This window comes from Enterobacter cloacae complex sp. 394I7, assembly GCF_057320345.1.
On record NZ_JBXWCR010000001.1, the window covers coordinates 57080 to 73918 of the forward strand.

General features: G+C 51.4%; 18 protein-coding genes. 12 read left to right on the plus strand and 6 right to left on the minus strand.

Annotated features, from left to right (window positions below; all coding sequences use genetic code 11):
• Positions 1-63: 63 nt before the first annotated feature.
• The 4 genes from AC2FAP_RS00245 to AC2FAP_RS00260 form a co-directional block, all read right to left on the minus strand.
• Positions 64-762 carry an alpha/beta fold hydrolase gene (locus tag AC2FAP_RS00245; protein WP_410395302.1) on the minus strand — a complete coding sequence of 233 codons (699 nt, stop codon included), beginning with the start codon at positions 760-762 and terminating at the stop codon, positions 64-66.
• Positions 763-945: 183 nt separating this feature from the next.
• Positions 946-1329: a RidA family protein gene (locus AC2FAP_RS00250; RefSeq protein ID WP_020885066.1), complete on the minus strand. Its 384-nt coding sequence runs from the start codon at positions 1327-1329 to the stop codon at positions 946-948.
• A gap of 107 nt (positions 1330-1436) precedes the next feature.
• Positions 1437-2894 (minus strand): MFS transporter, encoded by a 1458-nt coding sequence (locus AC2FAP_RS00255; protein WP_449541418.1) that lies wholly within the window; start codon positions 2892-2894, stop codon positions 1437-1439.
• 49 nt (positions 2895-2943) lie between these two features.
• Positions 2944-3690 carry a glucose 1-dehydrogenase gene (locus AC2FAP_RS00260; protein ID WP_272456390.1) on the minus strand — a complete coding sequence of 249 codons (747 nt, stop codon included), beginning with the start codon at positions 3688-3690 and terminating at the stop codon, positions 2944-2946.
• Between the two features lie 111 nt (positions 3691-3801).
• On the opposite strand from AC2FAP_RS00260, the gene AC2FAP_RS00265 reads away from it, so the two are divergent.
• Positions 3802-4671, plus strand: coding sequence for a LysR family transcriptional regulator (locus AC2FAP_RS00265; protein WP_272456389.1), 870 nt, complete (start codon positions 3802-3804; stop codon positions 4669-4671).
• A gap of 19 nt (positions 4672-4690) precedes the next feature.
• Here AC2FAP_RS00265 and AC2FAP_RS00270 read toward each other — a convergent pair whose 3' ends face one another.
• A complete protein-coding gene (locus AC2FAP_RS00270) occupies positions 4691-5599 on the minus strand; it encodes a LysR family transcriptional regulator (RefSeq protein WP_449541417.1) in 909 nt (302 codons plus the stop codon).
• Between the two features lie 124 nt (positions 5600-5723).
• Here AC2FAP_RS00270 and AC2FAP_RS00275 point away from each other — a divergent pair, with 124 nt between their 5' ends.
• The 10 genes from AC2FAP_RS00275 (at position 5724) to AC2FAP_RS00320 (ending at position 14995) form a co-directional block, all read left to right on the plus strand.
• A complete protein-coding gene (locus tag AC2FAP_RS00275) occupies positions 5724-6461 on the plus strand; it encodes an SDR family oxidoreductase (protein ID WP_014169027.1) in 738 nt (245 codons plus the stop codon).
• A 232-nt stretch (positions 6462-6693) separates the two neighbouring features.
• A complete protein-coding gene (locus AC2FAP_RS00280; RefSeq protein ID WP_485452802.1) occupies positions 6694-7536 on the plus strand; it encodes a LysR family transcriptional regulator in 843 nt (280 codons plus the stop codon).
• A 241-nt stretch (positions 7537-7777) separates the two neighbouring features.
• Entirely contained in the window at positions 7778-8425 is a 648-nt protein-coding gene (locus AC2FAP_RS00285; RefSeq protein ID WP_020885059.1) for an isochorismatase family protein, read from the plus strand.
• Between the two features lie 334 nt (positions 8426-8759).
• On the plus strand, positions 8760-9323 hold the full coding sequence (gene aroQ / locus AC2FAP_RS00290) for a gamma subclass chorismate mutase AroQ (RefSeq protein ID WP_445663009.1): 564 nt from the start codon (positions 8760-8762) through the stop codon (positions 9321-9323).
• Between the two features lie 97 nt (positions 9324-9420).
• The gene (locus AC2FAP_RS00295; RefSeq protein ID WP_445663010.1) at positions 9421-10476 is read left to right on the plus strand and encodes a catalase family peroxidase; all 1056 of its coding nucleotides are present in this window, start codon (positions 9421-9423) and stop codon (positions 10474-10476) included.
• The gene (locus AC2FAP_RS00300; RefSeq protein WP_059306372.1) at positions 10473-11018 is read left to right on the plus strand and encodes a cytochrome b; all 546 of its coding nucleotides are present in this window, start codon (positions 10473-10475) and stop codon (positions 11016-11018) included. Before AC2FAP_RS00295 ends, AC2FAP_RS00300 begins: the two co-directional genes overlap by 4 nt.
• Before the next feature lie 75 nt (positions 11019-11093).
• Entirely contained in the window at positions 11094-11681 is a 588-nt protein-coding gene (locus AC2FAP_RS00305; RefSeq protein WP_485452803.1) for a TetR/AcrR family transcriptional regulator, read from the plus strand.
• A gap of 409 nt (positions 11682-12090) precedes the next feature.
• Entirely contained in the window at positions 12091-12585 is a 495-nt protein-coding gene (locus AC2FAP_RS00310; protein ID WP_020885054.1) for a putative pterin-binding protein, read from the plus strand.
• Positions 12586-12601: 16 nt separating this feature from the next.
• Entirely contained in the window at positions 12602-14545 is a 1944-nt protein-coding gene (locus AC2FAP_RS00315) for a putative bifunctional diguanylate cyclase/phosphodiesterase (protein WP_025204718.1), read from the plus strand.
• 63 nt (positions 14546-14608) lie between these two features.
• Positions 14609-14995 carry a hypothetical protein gene (locus AC2FAP_RS00320; protein WP_040016881.1) on the plus strand — a complete coding sequence of 129 codons (387 nt, stop codon included), beginning with the start codon at positions 14609-14611 and terminating at the stop codon, positions 14993-14995.
• 108 nt (positions 14996-15103) lie between these two features.
• Here AC2FAP_RS00320 and AC2FAP_RS00325 read toward each other — a convergent pair whose 3' ends face one another.
• A complete protein-coding gene (locus tag AC2FAP_RS00325; RefSeq protein ID WP_014169039.1) occupies positions 15104-15580 on the minus strand; it encodes a GNAT family N-acetyltransferase in 477 nt (158 codons plus the stop codon).
• A gap of 92 nt (positions 15581-15672) precedes the next feature.
• Between AC2FAP_RS00325 and AC2FAP_RS00330 the strand changes: the two genes are divergently transcribed.
• Positions 15673-16632, plus strand: coding sequence for a LysR family transcriptional regulator (locus AC2FAP_RS00330; protein ID WP_020885050.1), 960 nt, complete (start codon positions 15673-15675; stop codon positions 16630-16632).
• The last annotated feature ends 207 nt before the right edge of the window (positions 16633-16839 follow it).

Below are 16839 nucleotides of genomic sequence, written 5' to 3' on the forward strand. Positions count from 1 at the left end.
AGAAAAACGTCCTGGCGTTTGATTCGCAGAGAATAGGGGGACTCTGTTTGCATCAACGTTATTTTAAAGGCCTGTTTTATCGAGCCATCTGGACACACGCTGGGCCAGTTCATCCGGTTTTTCCAGAGGAATAAGATGTCCACAACCGCCAACATAATCCACACAGGTTCCGGTTAGCCTGGCGAGTTCTTCTGCCTCCTCCGTTGAACGCAGCCGATCATGTTTCGCTGCAATAACGTAGGTCGGGCATAAAATGGGTCTTAACGTTATTCGCCCGCGGTTTAGCCCTGACTGAACTCTGAATACATCGGCTCCCAGCCTTTTTCCCATATTACGGATTTTCTCAATAATGGCCGTATTACTGGCGAGATCAGCATGAAGTGATTTTCTAATGGCCGTTGTGCTCAGCCCACTAAATTCTCTTGAGGAATTGATATTCGCTGCAGCAACACGGGTATTTATCTCTTCTGCCGAATCCTCTCTGAGAGACGTGGCAATGAGGATCATCGCCGCTGTCCGTTCCGGAAAAGCCTCATAAATAGCTCTGGCAACATAACCACCTAGCGAAAAGCCGGCCAGCACAAAACGCTCCGGTAGTTTCTGGACTATATTAGCGGCAATATCCTGGATTGTGGTTCCCTGGCCCAGGCTCGCAGGTATAAAGAGCCTGCGCTCGGGAAATGCGGTGATAAAATCGTCCCACAATGTTTCATCAAGCATAAATCCCGGGATAAGTACCACAGGAAGGTTCTCTGCATTCATCGGCAAGCCTCATTTCCTGGGCGCAGTGCCATTGCCAGGGTTTCTGAATCTGTAAACATAGCCTATTGCAGTTGATGAAGACATTGTCGTCTCGTCGAGGTCTGCCGTTTGTTCGTAGCAGACCTTGCGGCGCTTAAGCCGATCCGGTTCGTGCCTGGGGTGATTTGGGGACACACGGTGGCACTACTTTTTAGCCACAATCCGCATTTCCACCAGCGCATTTTCTGGAATGAACGCTGATACGCCTATGGCGGTCCATGCCGGGTAGGGTGCCTTTACATATTCATCTTTCACTTTAGAAAAAACGTCTATATGTTTTTTAAGATCAATATGAAAAGTGGTCATCTCAAGAATATTTTCATACCCTAAGCCTGCGGCTTTCAAATAAACACCAAGCTTATAAAACGCATCATGGAATTGTTCTTCCGGATGCTGACTTATCGGTTTGTCCTTCCGTGCCGCGGTAACACCAGAGAGATACACCGTGCCATCTGCTTCGATGACAGGCGAGAAGTGCCAGTCATCGAAATAGTGTTGGAATTCTTCAGGGACTATCGATTTTTTCATGATTTTTTCTCAGGTTGATGCAGGAGTACGTGCTGCGGGTAAACGGCACGCTGGGGAGGAACATGAGCAAGGATGTCCACGCCTCAGCCAGTTGATTGTCTGTTACGTTACTTGATAGACGCGCCGCTCGCAGCAGAAAATAAACCGGAGGCCTGCCGGATAAGCCGGATGCTTAGCGCGGCACCCGTGGCCAGGCATATCGCCATCGCCAGAAGGGCGACGATAAAGGCATGCGTAATATTTGCACCGCTTCTGCCGGTGTCCAGCATGCTGTAAAAAATGCCACCGATGACGGCGACGCTCAGCGCAGTGCTGATTTGGAGTGTCGAGCTGGTTACCCCGGCAATCATGCCTGAAAACGCCGGTGCAACGCGGCCTGTCACCATCCGGACCAGCGTCGGCATCGCCAGTCCCTGGCCGAGGCCGGTGATAAAAAGCAATACGGCGAGTGGCAGCATGGACGGTGCGCTACCCGTCATAGTATGGGCAATCAACCCTGCCAGGCCTGCTAACCCCAACGTCTCGCATCCCATCCCGATTGCGCTCAGGTAATTGCCGACAAAACGCCTCAGATAAGGTGTTAGCAACGGACCGATCAGAAAACCCACGCCAAAAGGCAGAAAAAGCAGGCCCGCAGTCAGGGCGTTTAACCGCAACGCCTCTTGTAGATAAACGGAGAACAAAAGAAAGAAGGCCCCGATAGAATAAAACAGCAAAACGATCGCCAGCCCCTGGCCCAGCCCCGGTGCGCGTAACACGACCGGATCAAGCAGAGGCGAACCGCCGTTCTGGCTAAGGCGACGCTCATAACGCCATAACAGCGACGCCAGCAGCGGGACAGCCAGAAATGACAGCCATGTCCACCAGGGCCATCCCGCTTCACGGCCTTCAATTAACGGCACAATCAGCGCACTCAACGTGGCGGTCGCCAGTAACATGCCGACCGGGTCCAGTCGTTGTGCGGATGGCGCACGCGTCTCTTTCAGCAGTGGCAGCCCGAAGAGAATGACCAGCAGCGCCACCGGCAAGTTAACGAGAAAAATAGCCCGCCATCCCAGGTGAAACAGATCCGCTGAGATCAGGATACCGCCCACTACCTGCCCGATAACCGAGGCGAGGCCAAATACAGCGCCATAGATACTCAACGCGAACGGTTTTTCCGCTTCCGGAAAAATGGCCTGTACGGAAGCCAGTGCCTGAGGCGCCATAATCGCGGCCGTAGCACCCTGTAACACGCGTCCACTAATCAGTACCCATGGTGACCAGGCTAAACCGCACAGCAGCGATGCCGCCGCAAAACCGATAAGCCCTATAAAAAACATCTTCCCACGACCATAAATATCACCCAGACGACCGCCGGTAATTAAGGTTACGGCATACACGGCTGCATAGGACGAAATGACCAGCTGTTCAGCAGAGGAAGAGGCGCTCAGCTCGTCCTGAATAGCAGGCAGCGCAACATTGACGATAAAAAAATCGAGTGGGGGCAAAAATGCGCCAACCAGCAGGATGACAAACATTGCCCAGCGACGCGGCTCGGCTTGCGGGAGGATAGGGGTCGACATGGAACACTCCACAGGTAACGGTTATGTGCAGAGATTGAGAGGCAGGGCGTTAGCGCATGCCACCAGAGGCAAGAATCACCTCACCGGTGATCCATCCCGCATCGTCTGATGCGAGAAATGAGACGATCGGCGCAACATCCTGCACCTGACCGATGCGGCCGAGTGGGGTCTGCTTTTCATTCCATGTCTGGAAGTCCGAGTTCATCGCGCCTGCACTATGACTGCCTTCCGTTTCGATAAGGCCAGGGTTGACCGCGTTGACGCGAATTCCCCGGGGGCCGAGTTCTCGTGACAGTACCCCGGTAATAGCATCGATCGCCCCTTTGGTGCCGCTGTAGATGGCACTCTCGGCGATAAAGACGCGGGTGACGAACGAACTGATGTTAATGATGCTGCTGCCTTTATTCAGATGCGGCGCAGCAGCGCCGGACATTAATAGCGGGCCCAGAACATTGATGTCGAATTGTCTGCGGTAGAGTGCCTCTGTGCTCTCTTCAATGCGGGCGAACTCATAAATGCCGGCGTTGTTCACCACAATGTCCAGCCGCCCGAAAATGTCGATGGCCGCGTGAACCAGCACCTCAACCTCAGCCTGACGGGTGACATCCGCCGCGACCGCTACCGCCTGCCCACCGGCAGCTTGTATATCGGCAACGACGTGATCAGCACTACTTTTGCCTGACGCGTAATTGACAATAACCTTCGCGCCGTCAGCCGCCAGTTGACGGGCAATCCCGGCTCCGATGCCTTTGGAACCACCGGTTACAATCGCCACTTTGTCTTTTAATTTGTACATGTCATTCATTTCCTGACTGGGGTGAGGACGCTATAGTGATATCGACAAAGTTGTTTTGGAACTGCCACTTTTGTATATTCAATGTTCATTTTTGTACGGTGAGACACTGGCATGGAATGGGGCGACGTCCGGGTATTTCTTGCAGTTATGCGTAAGGGCTCTTTCGGCGAGGCGGCACGAAGCCTGGGTGTGAGCCATCCGACGATTGGTCGCCGGATAAAGGCGCTTGAGGAAGAGGCGCAGCAAGCGCTATTTCGCCGGACACAGGATGGTCTGGTTCTGACCGACGCCGGCGACAGGGTGCTGAAGCTGGCAGAAGCGATGGAAAACTCCGCGCTGGCGATGGAGCGGCGTCTCGCCGGTAATCACGAACGTCTTGAAGGGATATTGCGGATCTCTTCAGCAGAGTGGTTTGCCAACTATGTTCTCGCACCGGTCCTGGAGGAACTGACGCGCCGCCATCCGGCGATTGTGCCGGAGCTTATGGCAAGCTACCGCCTACTTAACCTGTCGCGGCGTGATGCCGACATTGCGTTTCGCATCGTTCCCTTTACCGAACCGGATATTGTCCAGCGCCGCCTGATGCGCATCCCCTATGCGCTATATGGAACGCCGGAAATCGCCGATATCGCCCGACACGATCCGGCCGCAGTGGGGCTTATTCTGATGAACACAGCACAATCCCACTTCTCTGACGTCGCCTGGCTGCTCGACAGGTTCCCCCAGTCACGACGTGTGTTCACCAGTACCAGCCGGGCCGTACAGGCACAGATGTGCCAGCGCGGAATGGGCATCGCCGTGTTACCGCGCCCGCTTGGTGATGCCATCACCGGCTTAGCGGCTATCAGCATGCCGGAGCCACCGCCGTCCAAAGATATATGGGTAGGGTATCACTCTGACCTCCGACATATGGATCGCCTGCGGGTTATGCTGGATATCGCCGATGCGATGCTTGCCGATCCCGCGGCGCCGTCAACGTGAGCGACGGTTTACGCAGCCATTAAGCGTTCACCTCAAAGCGTTCCCGATAGAGAGAAACCAGCCAGTCTACAAAAATCCGGACACGGGGAGACAGCTGTCGGTGCTGTGGATAGATAGCCGAAAGTTGCATGGCCGGGATTTTCCAGTCGCTTAACACTTCCTGTAGCAGGCCATCCCGAAGGGCATCGTCCACATGATAACGTGGAAGCTGAACCAGCCCACATCCACGCAACGCGCAAATAACGTAATTCTCTGCGTCATTCACTGTCATCCAGCCTTTGGTCGGATAGCTTTTCTCTTTACCGTTAACAATGAGTTCCAGAGGGTAGTTCTTACCCCGGCTGGTGGAAAAGAAATTGACGCTCTGATGAGAAAGCAGATCGTCTGGAGTCATCGGTCGGCCGTGCTTACGAAGATAGTCCGGACTGGCGCAGATAACCTGAGGCATCTGGGCTAAAGGCCGGGCAATTAATGATGAATCAAAGAGCTTGCCCGCGCGTACGGCGCAGTCAACGCCTTCCCGAATCAGATCGACCAGACGATCCCCACTGCTGATAACCAGCCTGATGGCGGGATAGCGGGCGTGAAACTCGTCAATACGGGGCAGTACAATGCGGGTCGCATGGGCCCCGTGAAGATTCACGCGCAAAATCCCCTGTGGCCTTACGCCGGAATGACGCAGGGAAGACTCCGCATCGTCCAGTTCAGAAAGAATATGCACGCAGCGTTCATAAAATGCCTCGCCATCCAGCGAGGCCCGCACGTGTCTGGTCGTCCGCTCCAGCAGACGACACTCCAGGTTTTTCTCCAGGCTTTTTATTGCATTGCTGGCCGTCGCTCTGGGGATCCCTAGCTGGTCCGCGGCCTGACTGAAGCTTTGAAGCTCTACAATGCGGGTGAAGAGCAGCATGGTATCAAATTTATCCATCACGGATCCTGAAGGCGATTATTAACGATAATGGAATTATGTTATCAAATATCACCCATTTATCTCTCCCGCTAAAACATTAATATCTCCATTCAGACCCCTTTCACTGAAACCGGAGAGAACGATGGACAAAGTCAATAAAACTGCTCTTGTTACGGGCGGTTCCCGTGGTATCGGCCGCGCCATTGCTGAGCGTCTCGCGCGGGACGGTTTTACCACTATCGTGAATTACGCAGGTAATGCCGAGGCGGCAGAGCAAACCGTGCAGAGCATCGTTGCTAAAGGTGGCCGTGCGACGGCGATTCAGGCTGATGTTGCCAGCGAAGCGGATGTCAGCCACTTGTTCCAGCAAGCGAAAGCGGTTACCGGCAGACTGGATGTGGTGGTGCACAGCGCGGGGATCATGCCAATGGCGAAGATTACCCCTGCCGGTCTTCACGATTTTGATCGTGTCATTCATACCAACCTGCGTGGCGCATTTCTGGTGCTGGCAAATGCTGCTGAAACCGTGAGTGAAGGCGGCAGAATCATTGCCCTTTCGACGAGCGTGATCGCCAAATCCTTCCCGGCTTATGGTCCCTATATCGCCTCTAAAGCAGGCGTGGAAGGGCTTGTACACGTGCTGGCAAACGAACTGCGGGGCAGAAATATCACCGTTAATGCCGTTGCCCCGGGCCCCACCGGGACTGAGCTCTTCTTTAACGGTAAGAGCGAAGAGCAGGTTGCGGCCGTTGCAAAACTGGCCCCGCTCGAGCGCATCGGTACCCCAGAAGAGATCGCCAGCGCAGTAGCGATGATCGCCGGTCCGGACGGGAGCTGGATCAACTCGCAGGTTATTCGTGTAAACGGTGGCTTCGCCTAATCCCCCCGACAGGCGGATGCATACGCTTCCGGGGTAAATGAGCGATGAGGCCTGCACGGTCATGCCGCGCAGGCAATAGTCAATATCGTCAATACACCTGCGGGAAACGTCCCTTCCGGGTTGATATTGATCCGACTGATGAGAGTGCGGCGGTGGTCAATGCCATTGCCGAGCGCATCCGCCAGCAATTTTTACAGCTGGCCTGCCGATAAGATATTTGGATTTAAAGAGTATGAAGAAAATGACCTCCCAGAACTTTTCCTGGGATGATTTGAAAACCGTTATGGCTATAGGTGAGCACGGTAATCTGTCACGCGCCGCAGATGCTCTGGGCATCAATCATTCCACCTTGTTTCGTCGGTTGGGGGCCATTGAGACGTCGCTGGCATTAGCCCTCTTTCTGCGTCGCCGCACCCACTACGTTCCGACAAAAGCCGGAACCGCGCTGATCGCCCTGGGACACCGCATTGAAGAGGATATCCACTATGTTCTACAGAACATTGAAGAGGATGAATGCGGTTTTTCGGGGGAGATAAGGGTCACCACGTCGGATGCCCTTTTGCAGGATTACCTTAACCCGCTGATCGCGTCATTTAGCCGGGTAAATCCCCACATTACCTTTCAGGTCTCGACAGGAAATGAATCCGTCAATTTGTTCGATGGCGGGGCGGATATCGCGTTTCGAGCCACCAGAGACATTCCGGAGCATCTTTCCGGCCGCAAGGTGGGATCGGCGTTCTGGGCAGTATATGGTTTACGTGAACAATGGGAAAAAAAGCAAGTCAATGCTATGGCGCTCACGGAGCATCGCTGGGTCTCCTTCCATTACGCAATGTCTAAGTTAAACGCCTTTCTGTGGATTGAAAAAAATATTCCCGAGAAAAATATCACCTTTCGCGGCGACTCCGTTCTCAGTGTTGCGTCGGCAATCTCAAGCGGGATTGGGATCGGTTTGTTACCCTGCATGCATGGCAATCAGATAGATAAACTGGCTCAGATTAGCCCCATCGTGGAGGGACTGGGTGAAGACATTTGGCTGCTCGCGCATCCTGATGTGAGGAAATCAGCAAAATAAGGGAATTTATGAATCACTGTTCCCACTATTTAGCAGAGAACAGAAAAAGAATATTCGGACAGACATGTTAATTCCTTTTATCATATAAAATTCATTAATATTTCACAGCGTTCATTTTTGCAATAAGCCCTTTGCAAAAATGAACGGACAAAAGAATATTTCGTTTTGTATAGTTTTCCCGAGTTCACGAATCAGGTCCTTAATACACTGATAAATTTAAACAAACATCGCGGAAATTATTATGACGATTAAAGCAACACCTGCAGCGGCCAGAAATCTGTTAAGCCCGGAAAACCATGCGCTGATCCTGCTGGATCACCAGAGCCAGATGGCGTTCAATGTGAAAAATATTGATATCGGCCTGCTGAGACAAAATACCGCAGTCCTCGCGGAAACAGGTAAGGGGTTTAATATTCCGACCCTTGTTTCAACGATTTCACGCCATGATTTTGCGGGCCCGGTATTTCCTGAAGTTTCAGCGGTATTCCCGGATGACGCGTCGTATGTTAACCGATCCACCTCCAACGCATGGGAAGATGGTAATTTTGTTGATGCCGTCAACAAACTGGAGCGCGACCGCCTGGTGTTTGCAGGTCTGTGGACCTCGGTCTGTCTGAATGGTCCGGTTCAGTCTGCCATTGAGCAAGGTTTTGACGTCTATATCGTCACAGACGCCAGCGGTGACATGAGTGCAGAAGCTCATGAACGCGCTGTGCAACGCATGATTCAGGCTGGCGCAAAGCCGATTACTGCCCTGACTTACCTGCTTGAACTGCAACGTGACTGGGCACGTCATGAAACCTACGAACTGACCACTTCGATCAGCCAGAAACATGGCGGAGCGTTCGGTATTGGCATCCAGTATTGTGCAGATATGGTTCACGCCTAAGATAACTCGCCATACGATTTTTTTTGCTGGGGGAGTGGAATGACCGTATGGCCGGTATGCGGGCAGGATGCAGTATTCCTGCCCGCATGATTTATCTGAGTACTGCTCACCTCTCTTCGTTCCCCTTCGCTCGCCGTTTCGGCTGCCTCTCTTACCCCGAATTCTTTTGAAAACCATTCCGAACAAACATGGCATCCAGCATTGAGTAAAAAATGAGTGATGAAATTGACACCCAACCTACCAACTGGTAGGTTGGTTTTCGTTCGCTTTCCAGCCAACCGGATCCGGGCCTGAGAACGTTATTTTTTTACCTAAGCGATAAGTGAGATCGGTAATGGAGAAAAAGCATGAGTTAGCGGCAGGGCCATCCATTCAGGGAGATGGCATTGCGGAAACAACGACAGCGATCGAGGTTTTTTCCGGTCCTGGCATGAGTATCAACCTGCGTTTTTGCCTGATGAAAGAGGTTGCGGCGTATAAGGCGCAGCAGGGTCAGGCAATTGCCGACCCTGAACAGGAACGGGACGTGCTTGAAAGAGCCTTTGCTGTCGCCCACGCGTCAGGGCTGGAAAGAGAGAGCGTCAGGTCTTTCATTCAACTGCAGATGGACATTGCGAAGGCTATCCAGCATTTCCATTGTGCCGACTGGCTCATGGAAGAAGACACACCGAGGACACCGATGCCGCTCTCTGTGGTGAGAGCAAAAATTGCCCATGCCGATGAATCAACGCTTCGCAGTATCGCCCGGAAATTAAAAACGGAGGACGGCTTTTCCGGAGCTGATAAAGCGGCATTCATGCGAGAAATTCAGCATGAAAAAATACGTGATAGAGATAAAGAGCGGCTCTGGGCTACAGTTAAAAAAATCCTGCTTCATTCATCCTGTGGCGCGTCTTAATGGGCGAGTTATCACGCCAGCAGCGAAAGACGTGCTTAATGTTTTCAGGAATACGTTCTCGCGTATTTGATTGTGTATTCACTGTGTGAGCAAAAATATGACGAACACTTCACTTTCCACCGGCCAAAAAATAGTCCGCCTGTGCCTGGTCGCGATTATTCCCCTTGTCTTGATAGCGCTGTTTCTCTGGTCAGGCGGCTGGCTGACGCCGAATCGTCTGACGTCTGACAAACTGGTTTCGGTATTGCAGAAATCGGGTGGGGAACATCCCGGTTTTCGCCGCAATCACGCGAAGGGCGTGTGCGTGGTGGGGGATTTTATCTCTAATGGCCAGGTCAGTTCGTTATCGCGAGCAGCGCTGTTTGCCCCTGGCGAAACGCCGGTTACGGGGCGTTTCGCCATCGCAGGGGGTAACCCAAAAGCGCCGGATTATGCCGTTCCCGTGCGCAGCATGGCGCTGCAATTCAGGCAGAGCAACGGCGAGCAGTGGCGAACAGGCATGAACGCGATGCCACGCTTCCCGGTCTCTACCGTTGAAGACTTCTATGCGCTGCAAAACCTGACTCTGCCCGATCCGGCAACCGGTAAACCCAACCCCGATAAGCTTAAGGCGTTTGTGATCGCGCATCCTCAGATGCAACCCTACCTCGCCTGGGCAAAGCAGTATGTACCTTCATCCAGTTGGGCAAGCGATCGCTTTAATAGCCTGAATGCATTTCGCTTTATTGATAAAACGGGTAAAGAGCATCTGGTCCGCTGGAGTATGGTGCCGCATATTGGCTCTCAGCCGATGAGCGAGGCGGATAAAAATGATAAAGATTTTCTGCAACACGATCTTGAAGAGCGCCTGAAGCAAGGGCCGCTGAAATGGGATCTGATGATTACCGTCGCTAAACCGGGCGATCCGGGCAACGATGCAAGCCAGGTTTGGCCTGAAGATCGGCAAACCATCAATGCCGGCATGCTCGTGCTGACACGTGCAACACCGCAGCAAAACGGTCCGTGCAATGACATCAACTACGATCCGCTGATTTTGCCCGATGGCATTGCTCCTTCGGACGATCCTTTACTGAATGCGCGCTCGGCGGTCTATGCCAAATCCTACAATGCGCGTACCCGTGAACAGTCCCAACAGTCAGGAGCTGGCTTATGAAACAGGTTGCTTATTTCCATCCGGCGTTGCGCATTCTGCACTGGTTCATGGCAGCGGCTATCGTGGCAATGCTGTTTATCGGCATTGCGATGGTTTCAACCATTTCGTCGAAGCATGCCCTGCTGGTGGCGATCCACAAACCGCTGGGGCTGATGATTCTGGTTCTGGTGGTGGTCAGGCTATGGCTGAGGTTTTATACCTCCGTCCCTTCGCTACCGGCTTCCATACCGGCCTGGCAGCGCCTGATAGCGCATCTCTCACACTGGGCGTTATACCTCATGATGTTCCTTCAGCCCCTGATTGGCTGGGCGATGCAGTCAGCGGCGGGGTACCCCATCACCCTCGGGGGCGGGGTTGTTTTGCCACCCATTGTTCCGGTGAATAACGACTGGTTTGCCATTCTGCGCCCTTTGCATTCTCTGGTTGCGCTGATGCTATTTGCTACCGTGATGCTGCATTTGGCGGCCGCGCTTTTTCATGCGTTAGTGCTGCGAGATGGCGTATTTGACAGTATGGCGGGGACCGGCAGACGGCGGCACTAAAGGCGGCCTGTCGGTAGGTTTTCGCTCTGCTCTCTGATATCTTATTGATCTGTATACTGACAATGGGTAACGGCTATGTCCACCGAACGTTCACAGAAAGCAAACGACATTATATTTTTCACCCGACAATTGCTTACCACCGGTGGCTACCGAAGCTTCAGTTTTGCCGACCTTTCTGAAAAGGTGAATATTCGCAAGGCGAGTATTCACCACCATTTTTCAAGCAAGGCGGAGCTGGTAATGGTCGTCGTGAGCGAGTATCGCCAGGAGGCCCGCGCCGGAATGCAGGCATTAAGCCATCAACTAAATAATCCGGTTGCCGAACTTCAGGCCTATGCCGATTATTGGGCCAAATGCATCCAGGACGGTTCTGCGCCATTTTGTATCTGCGCGATGCTTGCCGCCGAACTGCCGACGTTGCCGCCCGAAGTCGCTTCGGAAGTGACGGGACATTTCGCCGATCTCTCTGGCTGGCTGACGGAGTTGCTCCAGAGAGGAGAAAGGGAAAAATGCTTTACTGTCCGGTCAACCCACGCCAGCGAGGCGGGGCAGTTAATGGCAACGGTACATGGTGCTATGTTAGCCGCACGCGCGTTTAACGACGCGAAAGTATTTCAGCAAATCGTCCAGCCGGTGATCGACAATATTCTTGTGTCGGATTGATCGCTCGATAGCACGACATTGCTCTTTTAACCTGCTTATAAGGGCGCAATGTGCACCTCTCCTGAGGGGATTCCGTACCAATAATTGAACACTCCGCACAAATTCTGACCGTTTAAGACGCAACGGGGGATTAGAAACGACAATTTTTTCAAATTCCGCCTTCGTCCAATTTTAATAACCTGCTCTGTCTCATATTATCATGGTGTAAAAGGGAGACAGGGACACGTCTGAAGGCTAATCTTTGTTAATGACGATACGGCAAGCAACAACGTCGGGATGGCTGTCATGGACCGTTAAACGAGAGTATAACGGGACCGTTTCGTCCTGGAGTCTTATCTGGTTGGCTGGTAACAATTTGTGTCAGAATAGACGACAAGACATACCTATTTCCTTATTGGAGTCATCGCGCATGAGAATGGCAATCACCCTACTTTTCTTGATTATTTCGACCTGTTCCTGGGGGAAGGAACTCCCTAAGCTTGAAGGGAAACCCGTGTTAACCATCTCCGGGAAAATCGAGAACAGTAATCAAAATGGCGCTGCAGTCTTTGATATCGCTGGCCTGGAAAAAATCGGCCTCGTTACCATGCGTACCCGTAACCCATGGTATAATGACCAGACAAGCTTTGAGGGTATTCCCATGAAAAAACTCATGGAACTGGTCGGCGCCAAAGGCACTGTTCTGAGTGTAACCGCGCTCAATGATTATACGACTGAAATTCCCATTGAAGACTTCACAAAATATAACGTGATCCTTGCAATAAAAATGAACGGCCAATATATGCGCGTTCGCGACAAGGGCCCTCTGTTTATTGTCTATCCTTATGAAAGTAACAAAGAGTTGGATAACCAGGTCTATTACTCGAGATCAGCATGGCAGATTAGCAAAATGGTCGTAGAGTAATAATCTGGAGAAATGCATGAACAGGATCCTGGTAGGCATTATATTTTTCCTATTCATTACAACCGGGTATATTTCATTTCTTTTGCATGAGCGGCAGGAGGATCTGCAAAAACTCAACCATTATAAGGACTCCTGGTCTGTCTCTCAGATGGTTTCAGAATACTACAGGCTGGAGTCGTGGATCAGCCGTTATTCTGACAATAATCCTGATATCACCATGGACGATCTCCGCATGCGACTGGAGATCATGCTTAGCCAGCGCGAGTTACTGAAAGAAGGCGATTTAGGAAAATATGTAAAGTCGAATAAAAGCCATAATGCACTGGCAAAAAACCTGCATGAAACGCTTGATTACCTTGATCATCATCTGGAAGGGATGAGTCGCGCTCAACTTGCTGATTATCTTGAGAAAATGTATGCGCTTGATTCCTCCCTTAGCCAGTTTTCATCCAGTGCACTCTCCAATGATGTTAACTCCATCAACGAGACAAACCAGAATATACAAAAGCTGTATCGTATCTATTCAGGCCTTTCGGTTCTGCTGATTATTTTAAGTGCGATATTGGGTGTTTTAAATGTCTGCCAGAACAGGAAGATACTTAAAACTCACCGACAGGTTACCAGCCTGGCAAATGAACTTCAGAAATCGAAGGAAATACTCCAGCAACAGAATAAAAAACTGGCGTATGACGTTTACCATGACTCGTTGACGGGGCTTAAAAACAGGCTTTATTTCTGGGATGATCTTATTAATAACATCTCGATAGCGAGCCGCATACACAGGCCAGTCACGGTCATGTTGTTTGATCTCGATCGCTTTAAAGAAGTCAATGACAGCTTTGGTCACGATGCCGGCGATCTGTTATTGCGTGAGGTTGCGCACCGGTTATCCTCCATGAGCAACGAAACAAATACATTCTATCGCCTCGGGGGCGACGAGTTTGCATTATTGTCGCATGAGCTGACAGAAGAAAGTGCCGTTAATCTGGCAATGGAAATCTGTGAGTGCATTAAAAAGCCTTACATAATAGGTAACTCTAACGTCACCATTGGTACCTGCGTCGGTATTGTTGTTTCAGAGTTAGAACGACGTTCAGATTACCTTTATAAGTTTGCCGATCTGGCTCTGTATGAAGCTAAACGTGCAGGCTTAAACATGATCAAAGTGTTTCGCCGCATTATGCTGCAAAAGCTCGAGGAAAGCAGAACCCTGGAGCGTGATTTATCAGTGGCAGTCGCAAATAAAGAGTTGGTCGTTTACTATCAGCCGATTGTTGATTCGTACACCACTGAAATATATGGCTATGAAGCCCTTCTGCGCTGGAATCATCCCGTTAAGGGCATCATTGCGCCGGATGATTTTATTTCGGTAGCAGAGAAAACGGGATTCATCCATGAGATAGGCAAAGCCGCGCTTGAAATCGCCTGCAAGGAAGCGACGACATGGAAGGTGCCGGCAAGGATCTCTGTCAACGTGTCTCCGGTGCAGTTAAGCAGTATGAATTTTGTCGATACAGTACGCGCAGTGCTGGCCGAAACGGGGTTGCCCGCGACCCGACTCGAACTGGAAGTGACGGAATCTTCGCTGTTTACCGACAGTGAAACCCCCATCGAAATCCTTATGGCGCTCAGAGTGCTGGGCATAAAAATCTCTATTGATGATTTTGGTACGGGCTATTCCTCCCTTTCAAGATTGATTCAGTTAGGCTTTGATAAAATAAAAATCGATAAATCTTTTGTGCGAACAATATCCACGGATGAAGAAACTCAGACCATCGCAAAATTAATGGTCGGCATGGCGAAATGCCTTGATATGATAATTATTGCTGAAGGCGTTGAAACCAATGATCAACTGTTGTGCCTTCAACGTTTAGGGTGTGATTTGGCACAAGGATATCTCTTTGGAAAGCCCGCGCCCTTTATCAGTCAATCAATCAAAGCGGGTGAAACACTTGTTTAATCCTGCGGCGACGCTCCCTGGTCAACACGTGTGCCTGGCGCCTGGAAGAGAAGAGAGGGCGATATGCAGGCGCAACGGCTGATGGGGGAGGGGTATGAACCGTACGTTGAGCAACAGGGTGACAGACTGACCTACTCTTTGCCGGTCGATTCCGGATTTGTCAGTTTTAACTTCACGTTTGATCTTCGCCAGACCGATCTGGATGTCCTGCTGTCGAGCGATTACAGGCGAGCCGTCCTCGAGATCACGGCCCACACTTTGCTCCAGCATTCGACACTGAAGGGGAATGACCGTTTCACTCAGAAAGACTTCGACAACCTGGTCGCAGTCACACTCCACGCATCGCTGGCGCTTTTGCACATATTCATTTCGCGCGTGAGCCGTGAGCACAATATTGCCATTGACCATTATGTCGAAGAAATACTCCACCGACGAACACGCCGCGGCTGAACAGGCCCGAAGCCTGATCAATGTGTTCCTGATACTCCCCTCAACGCGAACATGACTGCCCCTCAACAGAAGCAGCCTGCATCTGCAATTTGCTGCAACACGGTCGCGTTATTCGGCAAAGTTCAACAGCGCGTTACCCTCCAGGCGATACCGTACCCATTCGTTTTGAGGTAATGCGCCAATGCTGAGGTAAAAATCAATTGCGGGCTGGTTCCAGTCCAGTACGCTCCATTCAAGGCGTCCGCAGCGCCGTTCCACGGCATATTGCGCAATTTTCTTCAGCATCGCTTTTCCCGCGCCCTTGCCGCGATAATCGGGGGAAATATACAAATCTTCCATATAAATACCGTTACGTCCAAGCCATGTGGAGTAGCTGGTGAAGAACACGGCGTATCCGGCGATTTTCCCTTCAATCTCGCAGATTAACGCTTCGGTATGGCTGCCGTCGCCAAAGAGTGTTTCGCGAATCTCATCCGGTGTGGTGACCACTTCTTGCGGGGCTTTTTCGTAAACCGCCAGCTCATAAATCATATCGTAAATAGCGGAGGCATCTTCCGGGCGGGCCTGGCGAAGGCTGATACTCATATGTTTTCCTGTCTTTTTTGCAAGGCATCGTTATTGATGGCATTAAGCATAGGGGGTATTGTCAGAAGAATTAAGTGCAATGAAATCACCCAATGATGAATATTATGCATCCAGCGCTGCGACGTCTTGATTTAAATCTGCTGCTCATTTTTGACGCCATTTATCGGCACTGTTCCGTTCGCCTCGCTGCGGATGAACTGGCGATGAGCACCTCTGCGTTGAGCCACGCACTGTCCCGACTGCGTATTGCGCTCAATGACCCGCTATTTTACCGGGAAGGACACCGGATGTGCCCAAGCGTGTATGCCACCCAGCTCGCGCCCTCTATTGCATCAGCACTGAAATTTCTCAATCAGGAGCTGACTGTACAACCGGCGTTCGTGGCTTGCGAAAGCACGGAGCGGATCCAGATTGCGATTACGGACTTTACCGCGTTGTGCATTTTCCCGACGTTGATGCAGAGGCTGCAGCAGGAAGCTCCTGGCTTGCGCTTTGATTTACGCTATTTGCCACACAGCCCGGCGCTGAACGAACTGTTGGCAGGAGAAGTGGATCTGGCGCTGGGATTCAGTACACCCGACGATATCCGTCACAATGAACTGGACGAGATAAACTGGTTTGAGGATGAGTATGTTGTCATCAGCAATACCCGCCGAACACAGCTGACGCTGGAAGATTATCTTGCCGCACGGCATCTGGTGATAACCCCCTGGAACGAAAAGCAGGGTGTACTGGATTTACGGCTTGAGCAGTTGGGGTATACGCGGCAGATAGCGCTTAAGACGCCATCCATGCTGAGTGCCCCGTTTATCGTTGCGGAAAGTGACCTGCTAATGGCCATCCCCCGTTTTGCTGCTGAGAAGCTGAAACATGCTGCCAGTATTCAGATTTTTTCATTGCCGTTCACCATAAGCCCGTTTGAAGTAAAGATTTACTCGCATAAACGCAGTGGCCAGAGAGGGGCAACCAAATGGCTGAAGACGACACTTCACATGCTGGCGGACGAGTTGCCGCAAAACATTTATGGCCATGAAACTGACAGTCGAATTTGAATGAGGGTAAATGCCATGCTTCTGGAACAGTTGAAAACGCTGGAATGCACGCTTCATGGCAGCAGGCGCAACGATCGTGAATGGCTTGAACAGATACTTCACGACCAGTTCAGGGAAATGACATGATCAGGTGTGTTGATCGATCGTTCGCAGACAATAGAGGCACTTTCTGCCGAAACAGTTATCCCGACCATTCTTAGCAGCGAC